This window comes from Comamonas sp. AG1104 (assembly GCF_003350425.1).
Taxonomy (GTDB): Bacteria; Pseudomonadota; Gammaproteobacteria; order Burkholderiales; family Burkholderiaceae_C; genus Comamonas; species Comamonas testosteroni.
The window spans coordinates 499,654-516,540 of the sequence record NZ_QQAS01000005.1; the positions used below are offsets into that span (position 1 = coordinate 499,654).

The window sequence follows — 16,887 nt, forward strand, 5'->3', positions numbered from 1 at the left end:
AAAAGCCTCACAGACCCGTGATGTCGATCAGGATGATTTGCGTCACCCCGTCGTTGAGGAGGTACGTTTCATCCAGGATCGGGCCAGTGCCTGTTTGGACATAGCCGACACGGATGTTGCTCCCCTCAAACTGCACGCCCTCAACAAATAGCGGCAGCGGCGCCGGCACGCCTACGTACTGAAACCGTGCCTTGGGCGAGGCAATGCATGCAGCAACCCCAGCCGGCACGGCCTGAATCACATCACCACGCATGCTGGTCGTCTCAGGATCTGCAGGCGTGGTCACGATGCTCTTGATGCGCATCTCGCTGGCGTTGCTGTTGTAAGCCAAGCGACCAGAAGCGTCATAGACACTAATGCCCGGGCCGACATCCAAGGTGGGCCGGCCAGCATCGAACACGAACCAGTCCACCGTCGCCGGGCCATCGCTGCGCAGCGTCCACTGCGTCGTGCCGCCCTTGGCAAAGCTCATGCGGTCGATGACCACCTTGTTTCCCGTGGGGCGGATGCAAAGCACCGGCGCCAGTGAATTGGTGGTGCTGACCGTCACCCCCGCACTGCCAACTGCAGATTGCCCGCGATTGACCAGGAGATAGTTGAAGTAATCCTGGTCGATCTGTAGCGTCCCGAAATCATTGACCGAAGAAAACCCAGCCGGCATGAACCCCTCCTTGTATTGATTGGTGGATGCAGCTGGCTGCTCGACCTGCGGCGCCTCGCTCTCACCACCGCCACCGCACGCGGCCAAGCTAATAGACGCCAATAACGAAATAGCCATCAGTCGGATACTGCGTTTGCCATTTCCACCAGTTGAACGTCGCCCCTGAAAAATTGAACCGAACATGGTGTCCTCCCTGCGTCGGAATAAAGATTGCGAATGGCGTGCCGCTTAAAAGCAGCTCGCTGTAGAAAGAGCCGTTGACGGCCGTGCCCACATAGACCGAGGTGATCACCCGCGACAAGCGCGCTGTGCCATCGACCTTGATGGCCGTGTTTGGATAGAAGACTTGGAAGCCGCCCTGCATCACCAGATCCCCAAGCGCACGCGCAGCACGTTGTTGGCATCGAAGACCTGAATCAGGTTGTTGGTCAGCGTCATGCGCCCGCCGCCCGAGACAGGCGCATTGAGCTGGATCTCCCCTGTGCGGAAATTCAGTCGCAGCACCGGCACCCCGCCCGGCCCCTTCGCGTCCGACTCCAGCCAGTCCGCAAACTTGGCGCTGCCGATGGATGCCGTCTTGATGAAGGCCGAGTTGATGTAGGTCACCCCGTCCTGAATCACGAATGGCACGCTGGTGGAGCCGTTGGCCTCGTTGAGCACCGCAACCCGCTGGGCGGCCAGCAGGATCTGGCTGGTGATCACGCCCTGGTTGTTTTCCACCCCGACACCGATGCCGGCCATGTACGGCTTGCCATCCACGGTCAGCTGGGTCTTGATGGTGTACATGGCCGCGAGAGCGCTCTTGAGCGCCTCCACCTCGACCAGGGAGCCGTCATCACTCTCGATCTTGTCCAGCAGCGCCTGAGAGAGCTGGGTCTCCGTGATCTGGTCCCGGAGATAGTCCAGGATCAGCGATGCATCCGAGCTGGCCTTGCCCTGCACGCCCGATACCGTGGGATACCACGGCCCGGCCAGGCCGTTCTTGTCCACCAGCCGCGCCCAGAAGAAGAACGCGGCGCCGGCGGCCAGGCCCATCATCGTGTGCGTGTTCTGCGGGTAGGAGAAGTCGCCCAGCTTGATGGCCTGCGCCAGGTTGTTGGTCTGGCTGTACCAAAGCTCGGTGCGCTGGATGATGTTGGCGCCTTCCGGGAAGCCCCAGGACAGACCGATACCGAACACTTGGCTGACGGCCGTCAAGTTGGTGACCGCTGGCGGCGCCGACAGAATGCCGGCCAGCACCGTGGGCGCCGATTGCGTCCAGGCGCTGGGCACCTCGATGGCGTTGACGGCACGCACGCGGGCCACATAGGTGCCCGCATAAGCGCCGTCGATCTCCAGGCCCGTGGTCGTGGTACGACCAGCGCGCACCCAGTCGCTGTCATTGCGGCGCCACTCCACCTCATAGAGCACTGCGGACTCGGCCGCCTCCCAGCGGATGGCGGCTGTCTGCGAGCTGATGCCCTGGCGCACCACATTGAAGCTGCTGAGCGTGACGCTGCCAGGCGCGGGCTGCACCTTGGGCGGCACCACCGTGATGGGGCGCGGGTCCAGGCGGGTGCCGTGGTCGATGGCAGAAAACTTGCCTGGCTCGTGCTGCACGGCCGTCACGTCAAACGTGATGCCCTCGCCTTCGGTCACGCTCATGACCGTGTAGACCTGGGTCTTGAGCGTGGGCGCCTCCAATGCCCAGACCGACTGCGCACGCGGCGCGGCCGAGAACTGAGTCTCTACCTCCACGGTCATGGTCGTGCCTGGCAGCGAGATCATGTCGGCCGTCAGCTCCGAGCTGTCCACGGTATAGCTCGTCATGTCACTCGTGAGCAGCACGCCGTAGGCCTTGCTGACCTTGCGCGTCTCGGCCACGCCCGAGGGCAGGATCACGGTGAGCTCGTCACCGTACTGGATGCCCAGCTCGGCATCGATCTCGATGGTCGACTTGGTGGCGGAGCGGATGCGGCCGCCGATCCGGCGACCGGCGCGCATGTTGTCGGCAATGCGAATGATCTGGCCAGGGGCGCACAAGGTGCCGTCAAGCCCGACCGAGAACGAGACCGATTGCGTCTCGCGCTTGGCCGTGAGCAAGGCCCACTGGCCCACGCGGTAGGCCTGAGACTCGCTGGTGCAGCCAAAGGCCGAGATCTCGACCTGGCGCACGCCATAGCGGGCCACACCTTCATCGTCCTGCACATAGACCAGCTTCTGGCGCGCCATGTCGTCCATGTCGTTGTACGACACCAGGGCCACGGTGTTGCGGTCCTTGCGACGGCTGCCTGAGTAGACAAAACGGCCGTCGATCACATTGGCCTGTGTATACGTGTACACAGGATCGCGCGGCATGTCGGCCACGGGCACGGCCGTGCCGGCAGCCCAGTACACCATGCCCCGGAACACCGAGCACAGATCCTGCAGCACGCGGGTGGCATCGCCGCGCTGCTGCAGGTAGACATTGCAGGTAAAGCGCGGCTCCGTACCGCCACGGCCATCGGGCACCAGCTCATCGCAGTAGGCGGCGATCTGGTACAGCGCCCACTTGTTCAGCCAGGCTGCGGGGATGCGCTTGCCCAGGCCGTAGCGCTCGTTCAGCACCAGGTCATAAAACACCCAGGCCGGATTGTTGCTGTAGGCCGTCTTGAAAGTGCCATCCCACACGCCCGTGTAGATGCGCGTGGCGGGATCATAGTTAGCGGGCACTTTGATGATGCGACCGCGCACATGGTAGGCACGCGCCGGTACAGCATTGAACTGGCTGGCATCGATCTGCAGACCGATCAGGGCCGACATGGGGTAACGCAACCTGGCATCAATCACCTCGGCCAGGCTGTCGATCACCGTGGTGTCGCTGATCTTGTCAGATGTGGCATTGGCCGTGAGCCGGCGCACGCGCACCACCCAGCCGCTGGCAGCCACAGGCAGATCAATACGGTGCGTGCGGCGATACTGGGCCGTGGTCTTGCCGCTGAAGGAAGTGTTGATCACCTCCACCCAGGCGCCGCCATCGGTTTGCAGGTCGATGGCGTACTGCACCGAATAGCCATTGATATCGCCCGTACTGGTGTCCACCGAGCGCAGGCCGTTGACTCCCAGAGTCACGCGCACGGCCGACAGGTTGCGGTTGTTGACCGCACGCACCCAGGGCACGCCGAACTTGAGCTCCACATTCACGCTGGCCGTGGACTCCGAGGCCGGAAAGCCAGGGACAGGATCCTGCCACTGCGTTCCTGCCCGGAAATCAACCTGCACCCCTTCAAAATTCATGCTGCCATCGGCGTTCTGCAGCGGCGTCTCGTTCAGGTAGATGCTTTGCAGGCCGTTGACCAGGCCGGAGATCTCGCCCTCGCTGAGCAGATCGAGCACGCGGGCATAGCTGGTGCTGTGCAGGCTGTCGGCCGCTTCCACGGGCTGGCGAGCGCTGCCGCCGCCCTTGCCTTTGTAGCCGCGCAGGCTCCAGCCGCCCTGCACAGGCCGAGGCCCGGAGCGCACCACATCGAGAACGGTCATTGCTGGTCTTCCGCAAAGATGCCCGCGCTGATGGCGGCCGAGCCAATGATCAGCTCGCCATACAGCAGCGGGACGGGGTTGCCTTGGGCCGAGGTGTTGACCGGCCCGTTGAAGTTGTAAGAGGCCCCGTTGTCGGGGCCATCGGCCGTGGACAGGCCTTTTTGCTGAGGAGAGAGCAGCTGGGTGACGCCCGAGAGCATCAGCAGCTTGCCCATGCTGCCAACCCCTGCGCCGAACACCATGGCCCCGCCCTCACCCAGCAATCCCGCCGTGGCGGGGTTGACCAGATACGGCGCCGCAAAGAACAGCGCAGCCCCGAGCACCAAAGTGAACAGGCCACCACGCTTGGCGCCCTGCACCATGGGCGCAATGCGAATGTCTTCCTGGCCGGCGAGATCAAAAAGCTGATCGTCCGCAAGATTGCGCCGCCCCAGAAAGCAGGCATAGCCCACGCCGCGATCCTTGCTGGTCATCAGTTCCCGCTCGAAGCCCGGCAGCAGCACGCACAGCGCCTGCACGGCCTCGGCGCAGCTGGCAACAGCCAGGCGATGCACCCGGCCGAACTGAGCACCCAGGTAGCCATAGAGGCGAATGGTTCGCAGCTGGTCACTCATGGGAGAAATCCTTATGAGCCATGTCCTTGTGACGGACCACGGCCCGCGTGCATTCCTGCCAGTAGCCGCCATAAACCACGCGCTCAGACAAGCGCCCATAAAGGTGCTGCAGCATGGCGTTGGGAACGGGGTGCAGACCAGGGGCCTCGGCCAGCGGCCGGCTGCCCAGGTAAATGCCGGCGTGATTGGCTACCGGCGAGCGCACGGCCATCAGGATCACGTCACCAGGCTGGATCTGCGCTGCATCGGGAATGCGAGAGAAGCCGGCCTGAGCGAACTGCTGCATATAGAGGTCTTGGCACTGGTTCCACCAGTCGTCAGCACGCTCAAAATCCGGCAGCTCGATCCCTGCCTCCCGGCGATACCAGTCCCGCACCAGCGTGTAGCAGTCCAGAACCCCATGGAAGAACTGCCTCCCCAGCAGCGGTGCCTGCCAGCCCGTGGGCGCGAACTGGTGCAGCTCCTCGAACTGACCCTCGCGCACGCTCACAATCACCCAAGGCAGGCCCGTGGCCTCGCAGGATGCGCGGTCGGCCTCGCTGGGCTGGGCGGGCGCGTCTGGATGGCTATGCACCACGGCCAGGATGCGGCCGGCGTCCTCGGCATCAGCCCAGTCGTCGGGCGCCATGCGGAATTGCTCGGTGCCCTGCGCCAGATTGACGCAGGGGCGGTAAATCTCTTTACGACCCTGAGCGATCAGCAGGCCGCAGCACTCGCGCGGATACTCAGCCAGGGCGTGCGCCTTGATGGCGTCTACCGTCTTTTTATGCAGCATCAGTAGCCTCGCAAGGTATCGGCGCTGGGGAAGCCGCCGAAGTTGATGGGTTCCCACTCGCCAAAGCGCTTTTTGCACGCGCTCACTAGGCCGGGACAGCGGTCCTTGGTGGGGTCGGTGACGGGATTGCCGTCACGGTCAAACATGGCTGCGCCGGTGTAGCCGCAGTACGGCCCGCGATAGCCGCCATTGCTCAGCCAGCCGCAGAGGTTGGCTACGATCTGGCGGCCCGGCAGTTGCTGACCATCGAAGTCCAGAGCACTGGCCAGCTCAAACTCGACCGTTTCCTTGTCCTCATGGGTCTTGCACTCCACCAGCCAGATCTCGGGAGCCAATTCCTCATTGGGGTTAGCCGATGGATTGCCCTCGGCAAAGTTGCGGGCGTCCAGGTACTGCGCAAAGGTGCGTCGGCGCACCACGCGGGCACCGACCAGGTCATCGAGTGCAATGCACAGCGCCGAGATCACGCCGGAGACCATGCCGCCCTTGCCGTCGGGGCCGATGTTGCCCACGCGTAGGGTCGGCGTGGGCTGCTGGCCAGTGCCGTTGCGGGCAAAGCCCTCGGTCTCGATGGCCCAGGGCTTGTATTCCTGGCCCTGCCACCAGATAGACCCTGCCTGCGAGTAGCCGTGACAGCGCCAGATCTCGTCGCCCAGCTCGCTCAGGTCCAGCTCAAAGAGCTGCACCAGCTTGCCCGGCTCCAGGCCTTGGATGTCTGCTGTGATCATGGTCGAGGGGCCTCCTTAAACGTCACCGAAAGCGTGTAGCTCTTCATCAACCGATGACCACCGTGGGGCTGCAGGCGATAACCTTCCTTCGCCACGTAGTGGCCCTGCACGCCCATGGGCGGCGTCCACAGGAAGGCCCTGGCGCCGGCATGCTTGTCGAGAAATGCCTTGATCGGCTTGATCTGCGATTCGCGGCCGCGAAACACCAATGGCCACGACTGCTGCAGGTTGTTGATGCCATCCTCAGCAATCTGGGCATAGCCATCCCCAAACTGAGCGCTCAAGATGGCATGCGTAAAAACGCCCTCGGGCTCAGCCAGAGGGCGCCAATGGAACAACTCAGGCATTACGCCCTCCCGTTTTGTCTTGCCCAGATCAAGCCGCCAGGGCGCATTTCTTTTGCGATGGCCTCTTTGACCGCATTCCCGGCCAACTTGCCCAGCTGGGTCATAAAGCCTTCGGTGCCGGTCGCATTGACTTGCCCCGAGCCGCTTTGCTGCAAATGGACATCCACATCGACCAGCATCGAGGCCGCAGCAGGAGCGACCAGGCCAGTGCCTGCAGCCGGCCCACCCACCAGCCCGCCCTCGGCGTAACCATTGAGGCGATTGAGCAAGCCGAGGCCGACACGCTTGGTGCTTTCAGCATTGATGACGTACTCGCCACGGTGCACCACACCAGCCGGCTCATACTTGCCACCGTCGCCCGTGTAGCCACCCGTGGCAAAGCCCAGAAGGCCGCGCGCGCCCGTAGCCAGTCCCGCGAGCATCTGCCGAGCTTGAATCCGCACCAGGTCAGCAATGATCGAATTCGCCAAGGACTTGAAATCCAGCTTGCCGGTCATCACAAAGTTGACCAGCGCATCCTCCATGCCCTTGAACGCATTGGTAAATGCATCAGCCGTCTGCTGCGCCACGTTCGCAGCTTGGTCGACATAGTTCTGCAAGGCGAAGCTGGCACCCAACTCCCACCTTGTCTGCAGTTGGTCCAGTTCTGCATAGGTGGCCTCAGCGATGCGGATGCGCTCTTCCTTCTCCACCTTTAGGTCAGCTAAGCGCTGGTCAATCTGTGCCTGCTGCTCCTTGGAGAGGTTCGGTGTGTACATGCGCCGGTCCCGCAAATTGCGCTCTTCGGCAAGGTAGCTGTCCTTGATGCTCCATATGCCTTCAGCACGCTGGCGATCCTTGGTGCCCATCCATGCCGAGCTGATAGTGCGCTGCTGCTGCTCCCGCATCTGCTCCATGGCACGCTTGTGCGACTCCGCCAAAGCCTCCATTGCCATGCGCTGGCGATCAGTTGCCAGGGTTTCCTCATGGGCCAAAGCCTTGAGCCTCTCGCCCGTCTCCAGGCGCTTGGCGGCCAGCTTGGACTCGGTATCCGCAATCTGCTTCTTGACGGCCAGGGCATCGACTCCCTTGACCTTCTCCTGTTGCAGGCGGGTGATCTGCTCCTGCAGGGCGGACTCCTCGACCTTGCTGGACTCCTCGATCAGGGATCGTCTCTGGCTGTAGTAGCCCTGGTCATCAATCAGCCCTGACTGGCGCAGGCGCTCCAGATCCTTTTGCTTGCCGTCGATGATGCGGACTTCTTCACGGGCGGCATTCTGGATCTCGGAGAGGTCAAGGCGACGGGAAGCGGGTGCCGTGCTGCCCCCCTTCTTCTCCTTCTCCTCGTACTTCTTATTGATGCCAACAATGACAGTGTCATATTGCTTCTGCGCCTCTGCGCTGGTCTTGGCCGCCTCTCCGTATTTCTTCTCGGCAGCAGCAAGCTCCAGGCGCTTCTGAGTCTGCTTGTCATAGTGCTTGCTGGCTTCAGCACTCAGATTGATCAATGCCTGCTCACGATCACGAGAGCCTTGCACATAGGTGTTGGCCGACTCGGAGAGGCCCAACATCTCGCGCGCTTTGTCGAGCCTGTTCTGCCGGGTCTTGAGGCCCTTGGCATAGCTGCCTGTACTCTCGGTCACAGAGTTGGTCGGGCCACGGTCCTGGTAGTCGTTGACCTCTTTCCGCAGCCGTTCCACCACAGCATGCATGCCCTCCTGACGGCCGAGAGACTTGATCATGTCGATCACCTCGGCGCCCACATTGCGAATGGCAATCCAGCCCTTCTCAACTAGGCCCAAGTTGGCAGTGATCGTGCTGGTAGCGCCGGCAATGGCCGAATCGTAGGCATCCTGGGCCACGCGGGCGGCATCCGTCTCGCGCCCCACTTCCTGCAGTGACTTGATCTGCTCGAAGGTTGCCGACGTCAGGAAGTCCATTTGCTTGTTCAGCTCGAGCACCGCCTTGACGGGGTCTTCGCCCAACTTCTTGAAGTCCTTGGCCACCTCCTCCACGGATTGTCCGGTGGCACGCTCCCACTCAATCGCTGTCGTGGTGTAGCGCTGCAGGCGTTCAGCACCAACGCCAGCATTCGCTGCAAATATGACCAGGGCCTCAGCCGCTTTGGCCTGGGTAATGCCTGCCACGTCATCCATGGCAGCCGACATGTCCACCAGTTGCTGGACACTGGTGCCAGCCTGGTTGCCAGTCTTTTGCAGCACGACCAGGAATGCATGGGCCTCCTTGGCGCCTGAGTACAGGCCGTAAGCCAGTACGCCAGCTGCTGCGGCAGCAAGCGTGAACGGGTTCACCATCCCCAGCACATAACCGCCCAGCGCCTTGGCGGCCTCCCCTGCACCACCAAACATGGACATCAGCTGAGAGCCCTGCTGCAGGAATACCGTCATGGCATTCTGCCCGCCCTGCAGCGACACGATGATGTCTTGGAACTGTGCAGGCACTCCACGCATCGCTGCAGAGTGAGCGCGGTCACTCATGACGTACTGTCCAGACTGGCTCAGGCGCTTTTGCGCTGCCTCGGCCTGACGCAACTGGTCGATATAGGGCTTGAGCACATCACCCGAGATACCGCGCTGCTTGGCCAGAATCTCGTAGTACTCCGAGCCGGCCTTGCCGCCCGACTGCAGAGCCACGGTGGCGCGCTGGATGCTGCCCACCATGTTCTTCTCGGCCCGAGACATGGCAGCAGCAGACTGCTGCGACTGAGTCTCCAGAGGCTTGAGGCCAGACGCAGCCTTGCGTCCAGCCTCCTCCACGCCAGCAGCCATGCCCTTGGCTGCCGCCACGGCATCGGTGGCGCCTTCGCGCACGCCGGTGGCGTCCAGCGAGGCCTCAATCTGGACTTTACGGCGGTCGGTATCGCTCATTTTTCAGCCTCAGCATAGATTTCTTGAAGTGCGGCAGCCTCCATGACGCGAACCTCGGCGCGCAGCCGGTCGTGGTCTTCATGGGGGATTTCGCGGGCGCGAAGTTCATCGGCCAGCACGCCGTAGTCCAGCCCCACCACGCCGCCGGCGCCGACGCGCCACTGCGTCTGCAGGGCATCGAAAAGGCACCAGGCAGTCCAGTTTTCGGGCCAGACCTGGACACTGAACATGTCGGCGTACTGGCTCACCGGCAGCCCCCATTCCTTGAGGTACTGGGCATCCGGGAGCTGCATGTATCGCGCACGCGCTGCCGCAATCAGTTTCCCAAGCGGCCCTCCATGCACAGCTGCTTGTAGGTGTTCATCACGGCCTGGGTCGCTGCTGGCAGTTCGCTTGCCAGCTGGATGCAGTTGTCCAGGGTGAACGGTGCATCCAGCCCCCATTCAAGTAAGCACCCATGGATGTACTGCCCGTTGATCTGCACCACGCCGCGCTGCTGCTGAGTGGACGGCTGGCCTGCGGTGGGATCAAAAGCCGGAGGCTCCACTGAAAAGAGACCGTCAAGGAATGCACCGAATTCCACGCGGTCTCGGTATCGAAAGGTCACGGGAAGCAGACCATCGGTGCCATCCGGCATGGCGACCTTGAGGGAATGGACGATGCCCTTGGGCCGCTGGCCCAGCACGATCTGGCGTGCAATCTGCTCGCTCATAATCAAGCAGCCTTAGCCAGAGTGGTCGGAGCGCCACGCAACAGCACCGTGGACTTGGTAGTCATCTCGGCACCCTTCTCGGTGCTCGGTGTGTCGTCATAGGCCAGCTCGCCCACGTAGTAGCTGGCGGAGCCGTCCTTGAAGTCCAGACGATGCACAGACTCCATGCCGTCAGACGCCTTCAAAGCAGCACGAGCCGCACCATCCTGTTTCCAGCTGTTGGTGTATTCCAGGCGGCGCGCCGAGCGACCCTGACTGAATTCCTGCTCGTCTTCAACATCCAGATAGCTGCTGCTGCCAGTCTTGAGTTCACCACCGCTCAGCGCGAAACTGGGGACATAAGGCAGGCGCTGCCAATCGTTGGCAACCAGAGGGATCAGCGATACCTCTCCACCCATCGGAAATTTTGTGAGATCGCTGGTATCAACACCGTCCAGAGTCACGCTGTCAGCCGTCGCGGCCTTGACGCGGGCCACGCGCCCCTCCAGCTCCGGGTAGTCCTCGCTGGTGATGACGACTACAGCCTTAGCCTGCAAAGTATTGGCCACTGTCACCATCGCATGTGCTGCATTGGACATTGCACCAGCGGCCAAGGCGGTAAGAGCCGCGGTGTAAAGATTGAGTTTTGCCCCATCGGGCAGAGGAACTTTGCGCATGGTTGTGCCCCTTTCAGGCAAAGAAAAACCCGCCTGGTTTCCCATGGCGGGTTGTTTGGCCCTTGCGGGCGTTGAAGTCAGTAGCTGACGCGGATGTCCTGGTCAGCTGTGTAAAGATCCATGTCGTGGTCGTAGTCGTCGCTGAAGTTGCCTATCGGCCGGACAACGAGATCTCGGTGGGCGCGCAATGCGCTGACAAGCAGCTGCATTAGCCGCTTCGGCTCCAGAATATCTGGGCTGAAAATCCGGATCTGCACATCGGCAGCATCAACCTGAGAATCCTCGTTGTCCAGGTATTCGCTGGTATCTCCACCAAAGCGCTGCCAGATCACATAAGGCGTTTGCGCGTTAGCCGGGGCCACAGTGCCGTAGCAGCTCGGGATTACGGCCGCAATGGCTGCGTGTAGAGCTTCGTCCATCACTTCACCTTTTCCAAGGCTTGCCAAAGCACATCAGCCGAGGCCAGCACAGCAGCCGGCTCCGCGCGCTGCGACCCGCGCATGAAGGCCTTGCCCGGTATGTAGACCGGCCCACCCGGGCGGGGCAGATAGTACGCATCCTTCTCGGCCTGACTGGCTCTGCGCCGCGGCTTCTTCTTGCCGGCGCTCTCCGGCCGCGCCAGCGTCACCCAGCCCTTTCGGGTCATCACCACCTGATAGCGCTGCCAATGGCCGTTCTCCAGCAGCTGACCATGCGGCGCAGTCTTGGCGTTCCAGCTGATGTGATACTCGGCAACACCCTGCCCGCTGTTCTCTGGCGAGAAAGCCTGATAGATGGCCTTGTCCAGGTTGCCCGAGAGCTTCTTGATCCTGGCGACGTTGGCCTTCGCTGTGTCGTAGAACACCTGGGCGGCGGCCTGTGCCGCCGGCCTGGCCGCCTCCTCTGCCGCGTCACCCAGATCATCAAACAGCGACTCAACCCCCGAAAGATCGATAGAGGCAATGAGTGAATTGCTCCCCCTAGCCATTGGTCACCTCACACACCAGATCCACATACTCGCGGCGCTGCCGCTCTGGCAAAACGGCCTTGATGCTGTATTCCACGCCTGCACAGACAGCACGCATGTCAGCCTTGATGTCCGTGCGCCATCGAATTCGGATACTGGCCTGAGCTTTGCTGGCCACCTGCCCCGCGCGCACGGTTTCGCTGCCCGAGGCAAAGCGAATGTTTGCCCAGACCTTTGCAACCTCTTCCCAGTTGTTCGATAGCTGGCCAAGCCCGCCACCAGTCAAGCGGCGCTGGATGTGTATGCGGTCTCGAAGACTTCCTGCGTCCATGGTCAAAACCCCGGTTGCACGTTGATACTGGACAAGAGAGCGGCGCTGATGTGAGGAGGAGCCTTCGCCCCTTCGCGCTGTCCCATCAGCTCACGATTGGCATACAGCCAGGCGACAACCAGCAGCATCCAGGCGCGCACGCCGGCGTGCACCGCGATGTCGATACCCGCTGTGTATGTGATTTGCGCTGCCTTGCCGACAAATCCCGATGCCTGAACCAAGGTGCGCCGGCCACTCTGCGCAACGACAAAAGGCACAGCGTCGCCATTGACCGTGACAGCCTCCACCTCAATCACGCGGCCGCGGGCAAGCACCGAATAACCTGCATCAATGGCCTGCTCGATGTAGCGCGCCTTGCGGATGGCCGCGCCGCTGACCTCTTCTGCCAACGCGCGTGCGGCCGGGATAAGGATGCCTTCAAAGTAAGCATCCTCTTCATCACCATCCACTCGGCATTGCAGCTTCACCTCGGCAAGTGTCAAAGGCTCATCGCCAAGGTACTGGGAAATCATGCCTTGGCGCTCTTGGGTGCTTTGCCTGCTGGCTTGGACTGCGGCTCGGAAGCCAGGAGCGCTTGCTGCGCTTCCGCTGCAGGGTCCTGCTCGGGCGCCGGCTCCTGCAATTGCTGCTCAGCAGCAGCGCCAACGTGGGCAGGCTGGAGACCATCCAGCTCTTGCTCAACTTGGTCTGCATCGGGTTCAGCATCAGGCCTGGCCACACCCAGATTCCTCAGGTGCTGGGCGGCGTCCGCATCAAAGCCCGCACGATCGCCTTTGGCGTAAGCCCCGAAGGGCTTGGTGAATAGCACGACTACTTTTTTCATTACACACTCCTTGAACGCCCCGGCCAGCGGCCAGAGCAGATCAACACAAGGCGGGCTTAGCCGAAGCTGGAGCCCCACTGAACGTCCTTGAGCACCACGATGGATTCGACGTGGCGGGGGCCAAAGTCGTGCTTGGCGATCACGCGAATCAGCGTCTGGTCGCGCTGGAAGGCGGAGATCACATTGCCCTGGCCGTCCTTGTAGGTGGCCTCCTTGGAGTAGTCGATCACCAGACCTTCGTCTTCGCCGATAAAGCAGTCACCGAAGTCGGCTAGGTACAGTTCCGAGCCGTTGGAATCCGCGCCCACGGTCAGGTTCGCCGGAATCTGCGTGGTGAACGCCACGGCATAGCCCTTGAGGAAGCCGTTATCCAGCTCCGGGTAGGCCTTGTTGCCATTGCCATCACGGATGGAAGCCAGGAAGCGGAAGGTGCGAGGGTTCATGACCCAACCGACGCTGGTCATGTTGGCATTGGCGTTTTCCAGGCGGAACAGAGCCTTGTTCAGGTCAGAATCCACCTCTGCCAATGTCGGCGTGGCCGAGGTCGGTGCAAACACATTGGCTGGCAAGGCCCAGTGGCGCAGGCCCTTGGGCGTGTTGGAGGTGCCGTCGTCGCGCAGAAAGGCCTTGTCTTCACGGGCCGCCAGCGCGCTGGTCAGGTCGCCCACCACGATGGCGTCCACATTCGGGTTGGCCGAAGAGTTGGCCAACAGGTCATTGCTGATGGGCACCAGTGCCGCCAGCTTCTTGCCCGACAGTTTCAGGTCGTCGAATTCGCCCTGGGTTGCAGGCACGTCGGAATCAGAGCCGATATAGCCAACCACCGCACCACCCTTGAGGCGCGGGATGGTCATATTGCCGTTGTTCAGAGGCAAGGGCCGCGTCCCCATCTTGCGCACGGTGGACTTGGGACGCAAAAGCTCAATCACCTCGCTCGAGAGATTGGTGGGCACCAGCACACCGCCGGCGGCCGAGGTCAGCGTATTCAGCGAAGCAGCGATTTGCTCGCCGTAGCCGCGCTCAATGGCCAACTGCGCTGCAGCCTGGCGATTGCCTTGGGCTGCGGCCAAGGCAACTACCATCTTGGCCATGCCGGCGCCAGGCGCTTCAGCCTGCTTGGGTTGGGCGGGTACGGTCTTGGTTGCAGTCACATCCACAGCAGCAGAGACAGGCACTGCGGCCGCCGCATTCATGCGTTCGGCAGACTCCAGGCGTGCGATCTGACCGGACATGCTCTCGAACTGCGCCTGCAGCTCGCCAAACTCGGCCTGCTGCTCGGAGGTCAGAGAGCCGTTTTCGGCCTCCTGCTTGGCCAAGGCTTGCACGCGGTCGTTGATCTTGGCGCGCTCGCTACGGATTTCATGGATTTTGGACATAACGTCTCTTTCAATAAGAAAACCCGCTCCAGGCGGGTTCAGTGATGCCCATGGCGGGCGCAAGTAAAACTGCCAGGGCAGTAAAAAGGAGGAAACGACTGCGACGTACAGCCTCTTGTGAAGCGGATGCCGAGAATTAAGACTGCATCTGACAGTTCATAGCGGCCGCACGCGCGCTAAAACTACGTACAGGCTGTGGCTTACGGCTGGAGTGAACGCTTGCAGCAATACGATTGATGGCTGCTTGCGGTGGTTCGATGTGGTCAGCAAGGCCCATCTCGATGCCCTTGGCACCAAAGTACACACCAGCCTCGGTGCTGCGCACCGCAGCCACGCTTAGCCCACGATTACGCGCTACCAGCTCTGTGAACTCCACATAGTTCTGCTGCACCAGTTCATTGAGCCACTGCGCCGCCTCCGTACTCAGCGGGGCATCACTGGCCAGATCCGCCTTGCGCGCGCCGGCAAAGATGGTGGTGACCTTGATGCCCTGCTCTTCATAGCGCTTGCTCATGTCCACATGGCGCGCGATGACGCCGATGGAGCCCACCCCCGAGGAGTTGCTGAGCACGATCTCGTTGGCCGCGCTGGCAAGGCCGTAGGCCGCTGAGTAGCAGGAGAAGTTGACGATGGCCGTGATGGGTTTGATGGAGCGGGCCGCAAAGATCTCTTCGGCCAGGTCAGTCATGCCGGTGGCTGAGCCGCCGGGGCTGTCCACATCCAGCGCAACATGTTCCACCGCATCATCAGCCAGCGCGGCCTGCAGCTGGGTACGAATGCCTTCGTAGCTGGTCATGGTGGTGCACATGTCCATGTGCGCGGAGCGCGAGACCAGGGCGCCATGAATGGGCAGGACGTAGACACCGCTCTCTCGGGCTGCGTTGAGGCGGCGCTCTGCCGGCGAGATGGCGTTAACTGGCTCGTCATCCTCCATGGCCATGATCTGACCGCCGGGGTTGAGGTTGACGATGTTCAGGTTCATCGCCTGGTTGGCCCAGTTCACAGCCATGTCCAGCCAGTCTTCGCGCACCATCTGCGGGGTGTTGAAGATCATGCTGGCGATGCGAGGGAAGTTTTTCATGTCAGGGCCTTCTGGATATCGCGGACTTGCTCGTCCGATGCATCAGTGAATTTTTCCGGCATCTGCGTGCCGGCCCCGACCATATTCAGGGGCTGCAGGTACACATCGCCGCCGGTGACTGGCGGCAGGTTTTCCAGGCGGCGGATGTCGTTGACCGACAGCCAACCCCACTGGCGGGCCACGGCGTACGCCTTGAAGCGCGCTTCCTGGTTACCGCGCAGCAGGCCGCCGATGTTGAACTCGATGTAGTAGCGGCTTCGCTCGGAGGGCAGCAGCAAATCGCGCTGCAGCGCCTGCTCATGGCGGCGAAGCCATGGCATCAGGGTGTAGATCACGAACTGGATCTGGAGGTTTTCCACGTTGTTGTACGTGGCTGCCTCCATCATCCCGACCATGGGCGGCGGCATCTTGTAGATGCGGGTGATATCCACCGCGGCCAGCTTCAGCGCGCCGATCAGCTCTGCGTCCACGTTGTTCATGGACAGGGCTTTGAAGGTCATGCCCTCCTGCAGCAGGGCCACCTTGCCCGCATTGGGCGCGCCACCGAACTTGGCCTGCCAGTTGTTGGTCAGCGCATCAATGGCACTTTGCTCCTTGATGGCAGCAGCTTCCTTAGGACGCTCCAGTACCCCGGACAGCGCCGTGCCATGCAGAAAGGACTTGCTGCCGTACTCTTCCAGCGCCAGCGCATAGCCAATGCTGTTGGCGTGCAGGGCGATGGGCGACAGGCCGGTGTACTTGTCCAGCGATACCCAGCGCACGTGGTGAACAAAGCGGGCAGGCACTGGCTCCTTGCCGTCAATGGAGTAATACGGCTTGAGGTCAGGCCCCTTGAACACCTGAACATCACCCGGGTTGAGCGGGATCAGCGCCGTGGGGTTGCCGCGGCCGTCGCGCTCAATGAAGCTGTAGGCGTTGCCGCGCAGCCCCAACGCTGTTTGCGCGTACTCACGTGACTCGAACGGCGTCTGCCAATCATTGGGGGCGAACTTGAGCAGCGCATAGGCCGGGTGGGCATCTGCAGGCTTGCGGGAGCCGTCCTCCAGGCGCTCAAACACCTCCAATGGCAGTTGCGCCACAGACTCAGCCAGCAGCGACACACAGTTCTGCAGCACAGGCAAAGCCAAGGCCGTCTGCGGCGTAACCAGCTGGCCGGCGGCCGACTGCTTCGCTCCACCAATGATGGACGACAGCCAGCCAACGCGGGTGCCCGCCTGCTCGGCGGTTTCTCGTTTGTTGAACAGCATCAGCTCATCCGATCAATGGCAATGCCGGCAGCCAGCAGCAGGCCACCGCCCACCATGGCCGCGACCGATATAGAGAAGTGCGCTGCGATACCGCCCATCAGGCACGCAAAGCCCACCGCCATGAAGGCCAGGCCCACGTGCTCGCGGGTTATGAGGTTGAGGAGGTTTTTCATGGCGACGAGGGAGAAGCTGCCGAGGAGCTAGCGCGGGCGGCGGGAATAAAAA

At 62.1% G+C, this 16,887-nt stretch carries 20 protein-coding genes; all 20 read right to left on the reverse strand.

The annotated features are described in order from the left end of the window. Positions 1-7 precede the first annotated feature (7 nt). A complete protein-coding gene (locus DFO48_RS16990; RefSeq protein WP_147282749.1) occupies positions 8-778 on the reverse strand; it encodes a hypothetical protein in 771 nt (256 codons plus the stop codon). Beyond that, positions 750-1,025: a hypothetical protein gene (locus DFO48_RS16995; RefSeq protein ID WP_114864177.1), complete on the reverse strand. Its 276-nt coding sequence runs from the start codon at positions 1,023-1,025 to the stop codon at positions 750-752. The genes DFO48_RS16990 and DFO48_RS16995 overlap by 29 nt, the downstream gene beginning before the upstream one ends. Beyond that, complete coding sequence (locus DFO48_RS17000) at positions 1,025-4,159, reverse strand: host specificity protein J (protein ID WP_114864178.1); 3,135 nt, start codon at positions 4,157-4,159, stop codon at positions 1,025-1,027. The genes DFO48_RS16995 and DFO48_RS17000 overlap by 1 nt, the downstream gene beginning before the upstream one ends. Further along, positions 4,156-4,773 carry a tail assembly protein gene (locus DFO48_RS17005; RefSeq protein WP_003077419.1) on the reverse strand — a complete coding sequence of 206 codons (618 nt, stop codon included), beginning with the start codon at positions 4,771-4,773 and terminating at the stop codon, positions 4,156-4,158. Before DFO48_RS17005 ends, DFO48_RS17000 begins: the two co-directional genes overlap by 4 nt. Then, the gene (locus tag DFO48_RS17010) at positions 4,766-5,548 is read right to left on the reverse strand and encodes a C40 family peptidase (protein ID WP_114864179.1); all 783 of its coding nucleotides are present in this window, start codon (positions 5,546-5,548) and stop codon (positions 4,766-4,768) included. Before DFO48_RS17010 ends, DFO48_RS17005 begins: the two co-directional genes overlap by 8 nt. Then, complete coding sequence (locus tag DFO48_RS17015; protein ID WP_114864180.1) at positions 5,548-6,276, reverse strand: phage minor tail protein L; 729 nt, start codon at positions 6,274-6,276, stop codon at positions 5,548-5,550. The genes DFO48_RS17010 and DFO48_RS17015 overlap by 1 nt, the downstream gene beginning before the upstream one ends. Continuing rightward, positions 6,273-6,623, reverse strand: a complete 351-nt coding sequence (locus DFO48_RS17020; RefSeq protein ID WP_114864181.1) for a phage tail protein — start codon at positions 6,621-6,623, stop codon at positions 6,273-6,275. Before DFO48_RS17020 ends, DFO48_RS17015 begins: the two co-directional genes overlap by 4 nt. Next, positions 6,623-9,490, reverse strand: coding sequence for a phage tail tape measure protein (locus tag DFO48_RS17025; protein ID WP_114864182.1), 2,868 nt, complete (start codon positions 9,488-9,490; stop codon positions 6,623-6,625). Before DFO48_RS17025 ends, DFO48_RS17020 begins: the two co-directional genes overlap by 1 nt. Then, on the reverse strand, positions 9,487-9,783 hold the full coding sequence (locus DFO48_RS17030) for a DUF1799 domain-containing protein (RefSeq protein ID WP_003063452.1): 297 nt from the start codon (positions 9,781-9,783) through the stop codon (positions 9,487-9,489). Before DFO48_RS17030 ends, DFO48_RS17025 begins: the two co-directional genes overlap by 4 nt. A gap of 23 nt (positions 9,784-9,806) precedes the next feature. Next, positions 9,807-10,202: a phage tail assembly chaperone gene (locus DFO48_RS17035; protein WP_114864183.1), complete on the reverse strand. Its 396-nt coding sequence runs from the start codon at positions 10,200-10,202 to the stop codon at positions 9,807-9,809. A 2-nt stretch (positions 10,203-10,204) separates the two neighbouring features. Beyond that, the gene (locus DFO48_RS17040) at positions 10,205-10,858 is read right to left on the reverse strand and encodes a phage tail tube protein (RefSeq protein ID WP_114864184.1); all 654 of its coding nucleotides are present in this window, start codon (positions 10,856-10,858) and stop codon (positions 10,205-10,207) included. Positions 10,859-10,935: 77 nt separating this feature from the next. Next, positions 10,936-11,277 (reverse strand): DUF3168 domain-containing protein, encoded by a 342-nt coding sequence (locus tag DFO48_RS17045; RefSeq protein ID WP_114864185.1) that lies wholly within the window; start codon positions 11,275-11,277, stop codon positions 10,936-10,938. Continuing rightward, on the reverse strand, positions 11,277-11,825 hold the full coding sequence (locus tag DFO48_RS17050; RefSeq protein WP_114864186.1) for an HK97 gp10 family phage protein: 549 nt from the start codon (positions 11,823-11,825) through the stop codon (positions 11,277-11,279). The genes DFO48_RS17045 and DFO48_RS17050 overlap by 1 nt, the downstream gene beginning before the upstream one ends. Next, positions 11,818-12,135 carry a phage head closure protein gene (locus DFO48_RS17055; protein WP_233506428.1) on the reverse strand — a complete coding sequence of 106 codons (318 nt, stop codon included), beginning with the start codon at positions 12,133-12,135 and terminating at the stop codon, positions 11,818-11,820. Before DFO48_RS17055 ends, DFO48_RS17050 begins: the two co-directional genes overlap by 8 nt. Positions 12,136-12,137: 2 nt before the next feature. Continuing rightward, positions 12,138-12,647 carry a head-tail connector protein gene (locus tag DFO48_RS17060; protein ID WP_114864187.1) on the reverse strand — a complete coding sequence of 170 codons (510 nt, stop codon included), beginning with the start codon at positions 12,645-12,647 and terminating at the stop codon, positions 12,138-12,140. After that, complete coding sequence (locus tag DFO48_RS17065; RefSeq protein ID WP_114864188.1) at positions 12,644-12,958, reverse strand: hypothetical protein; 315 nt, start codon at positions 12,956-12,958, stop codon at positions 12,644-12,646. The genes DFO48_RS17060 and DFO48_RS17065 overlap by 4 nt, the downstream gene beginning before the upstream one ends. Positions 12,959-13,014: 56 nt before the next feature. Further along, a complete protein-coding gene (locus DFO48_RS17070; protein WP_114864189.1) occupies positions 13,015-14,334 on the reverse strand; it encodes a phage major capsid protein in 1,320 nt (439 codons plus the stop codon). A gap of 136 nt (positions 14,335-14,470) precedes the next feature. Beyond that, entirely contained in the window at positions 14,471-15,415 is a 945-nt protein-coding gene (locus tag DFO48_RS17075; protein WP_114864190.1) for a S49 family peptidase, read from the reverse strand. Next, positions 15,412-16,662 (reverse strand): phage portal protein, encoded by a 1,251-nt coding sequence (locus DFO48_RS17080; RefSeq protein ID WP_114864191.1) that lies wholly within the window; start codon positions 16,660-16,662, stop codon positions 15,412-15,414. The genes DFO48_RS17075 and DFO48_RS17080 overlap by 4 nt, the downstream gene beginning before the upstream one ends. Then, positions 16,662-16,835 carry a hypothetical protein gene (locus DFO48_RS25470; protein WP_199407018.1) on the reverse strand — a complete coding sequence of 58 codons (174 nt, stop codon included), beginning with the start codon at positions 16,833-16,835 and terminating at the stop codon, positions 16,662-16,664. Before DFO48_RS25470 ends, DFO48_RS17080 begins: the two co-directional genes overlap by 1 nt. Between the last annotated feature and the right edge of the window lie 52 nt (positions 16,836-16,887).

Bases quoted from the DNA above. Each gene is read 5' to 3' on its own strand.
- DFO48_RS16990 (WP_147282749.1), bottom strand. From the start codon at position 778: ATGGCTATTTCGTTATTGGCGTCTATTAGCTTGGCCGCGTGCGGTGGC.
- DFO48_RS16995 (WP_114864177.1), bottom strand. From the start codon at position 1,025: ATGCAGGGCGGCTTCCAAGTCTTCTATCCAAACACGGCCATCAAGGTC.
- DFO48_RS17000 (WP_114864178.1), bottom strand. From the start codon at position 4,159: ATGACCGTTCTCGATGTGGTGCGCTCCGGGCCTCGGCCTGTGCAGGGC.
- DFO48_RS17005 (WP_003077419.1), bottom strand. From the start codon at position 4,773: ATGAGTGACCAGCTGCGAACCATTCGCCTCTATGGCTACCTGGGTGCT.
- DFO48_RS17010 (WP_114864179.1), bottom strand. From the start codon at position 5,548: ATGCTGCATAAAAAGACGGTAGACGCCATCAAGGCGCACGCCCTGGCT.
- DFO48_RS17015 (WP_114864180.1), bottom strand. From the start codon at position 6,276: ATGATCACAGCAGACATCCAAGGCCTGGAGCCGGGCAAGCTGGTGCAG.
- DFO48_RS17020 (WP_114864181.1), bottom strand. From the start codon at position 6,623: ATGCCTGAGTTGTTCCATTGGCGCCCTCTGGCTGAGCCCGAGGGCGTT.
- DFO48_RS17025 (WP_114864182.1), bottom strand. From the start codon at position 9,490: ATGAGCGATACCGACCGCCGTAAAGTCCAGATTGAGGCCTCGCTGGAC.
- DFO48_RS17030 (WP_003063452.1), bottom strand. From the start codon at position 9,783: ATGCAGCTCCCGGATGCCCAGTACCTCAAGGAATGGGGGCTGCCGGTG.
- DFO48_RS17035 (WP_114864183.1), bottom strand. From the start codon at position 10,202: ATGAGCGAGCAGATTGCACGCCAGATCGTGCTGGGCCAGCGGCCCAAG.
- DFO48_RS17040 (WP_114864184.1), bottom strand. From the start codon at position 10,858: ATGCGCAAAGTTCCTCTGCCCGATGGGGCAAAACTCAATCTTTACACC.
- DFO48_RS17045 (WP_114864185.1), bottom strand. From the start codon at position 11,277: ATGGACGAAGCTCTACACGCAGCCATTGCGGCCGTAATCCCGAGCTGC.
- DFO48_RS17050 (WP_114864186.1), bottom strand. From the start codon at position 11,825: ATGGCTAGGGGGAGCAATTCACTCATTGCCTCTATCGATCTTTCGGGG.
- DFO48_RS17055 (WP_233506428.1), bottom strand. From the start codon at position 12,135: ATGGACGCAGGAAGTCTTCGAGACCGCATACACATCCAGCGCCGCTTG.
- DFO48_RS17060 (WP_114864187.1), bottom strand. From the start codon at position 12,647: ATGATTTCCCAGTACCTTGGCGATGAGCCTTTGACACTTGCCGAGGTG.
- DFO48_RS17065 (WP_114864188.1), bottom strand. From the start codon at position 12,958: ATGAAAAAAGTAGTCGTGCTATTCACCAAGCCCTTCGGGGCTTACGCC.
- DFO48_RS17070 (WP_114864189.1), bottom strand. From the start codon at position 14,334: ATGTCCAAAATCCATGAAATCCGTAGCGAGCGCGCCAAGATCAACGAC.
- DFO48_RS17075 (WP_114864190.1), bottom strand. From the start codon at position 15,415: ATGAAAAACTTCCCTCGCATCGCCAGCATGATCTTCAACACCCCGCAG.
- DFO48_RS17080 (WP_114864191.1), bottom strand. From the start codon at position 16,662: ATGCTGTTCAACAAACGAGAAACCGCCGAGCAGGCGGGCACCCGCGTT.
- DFO48_RS25470 (WP_199407018.1), bottom strand. From the start codon at position 16,835: ATGAAAAACCTCCTCAACCTCATAACCCGCGAGCACGTGGGCCTGGCC.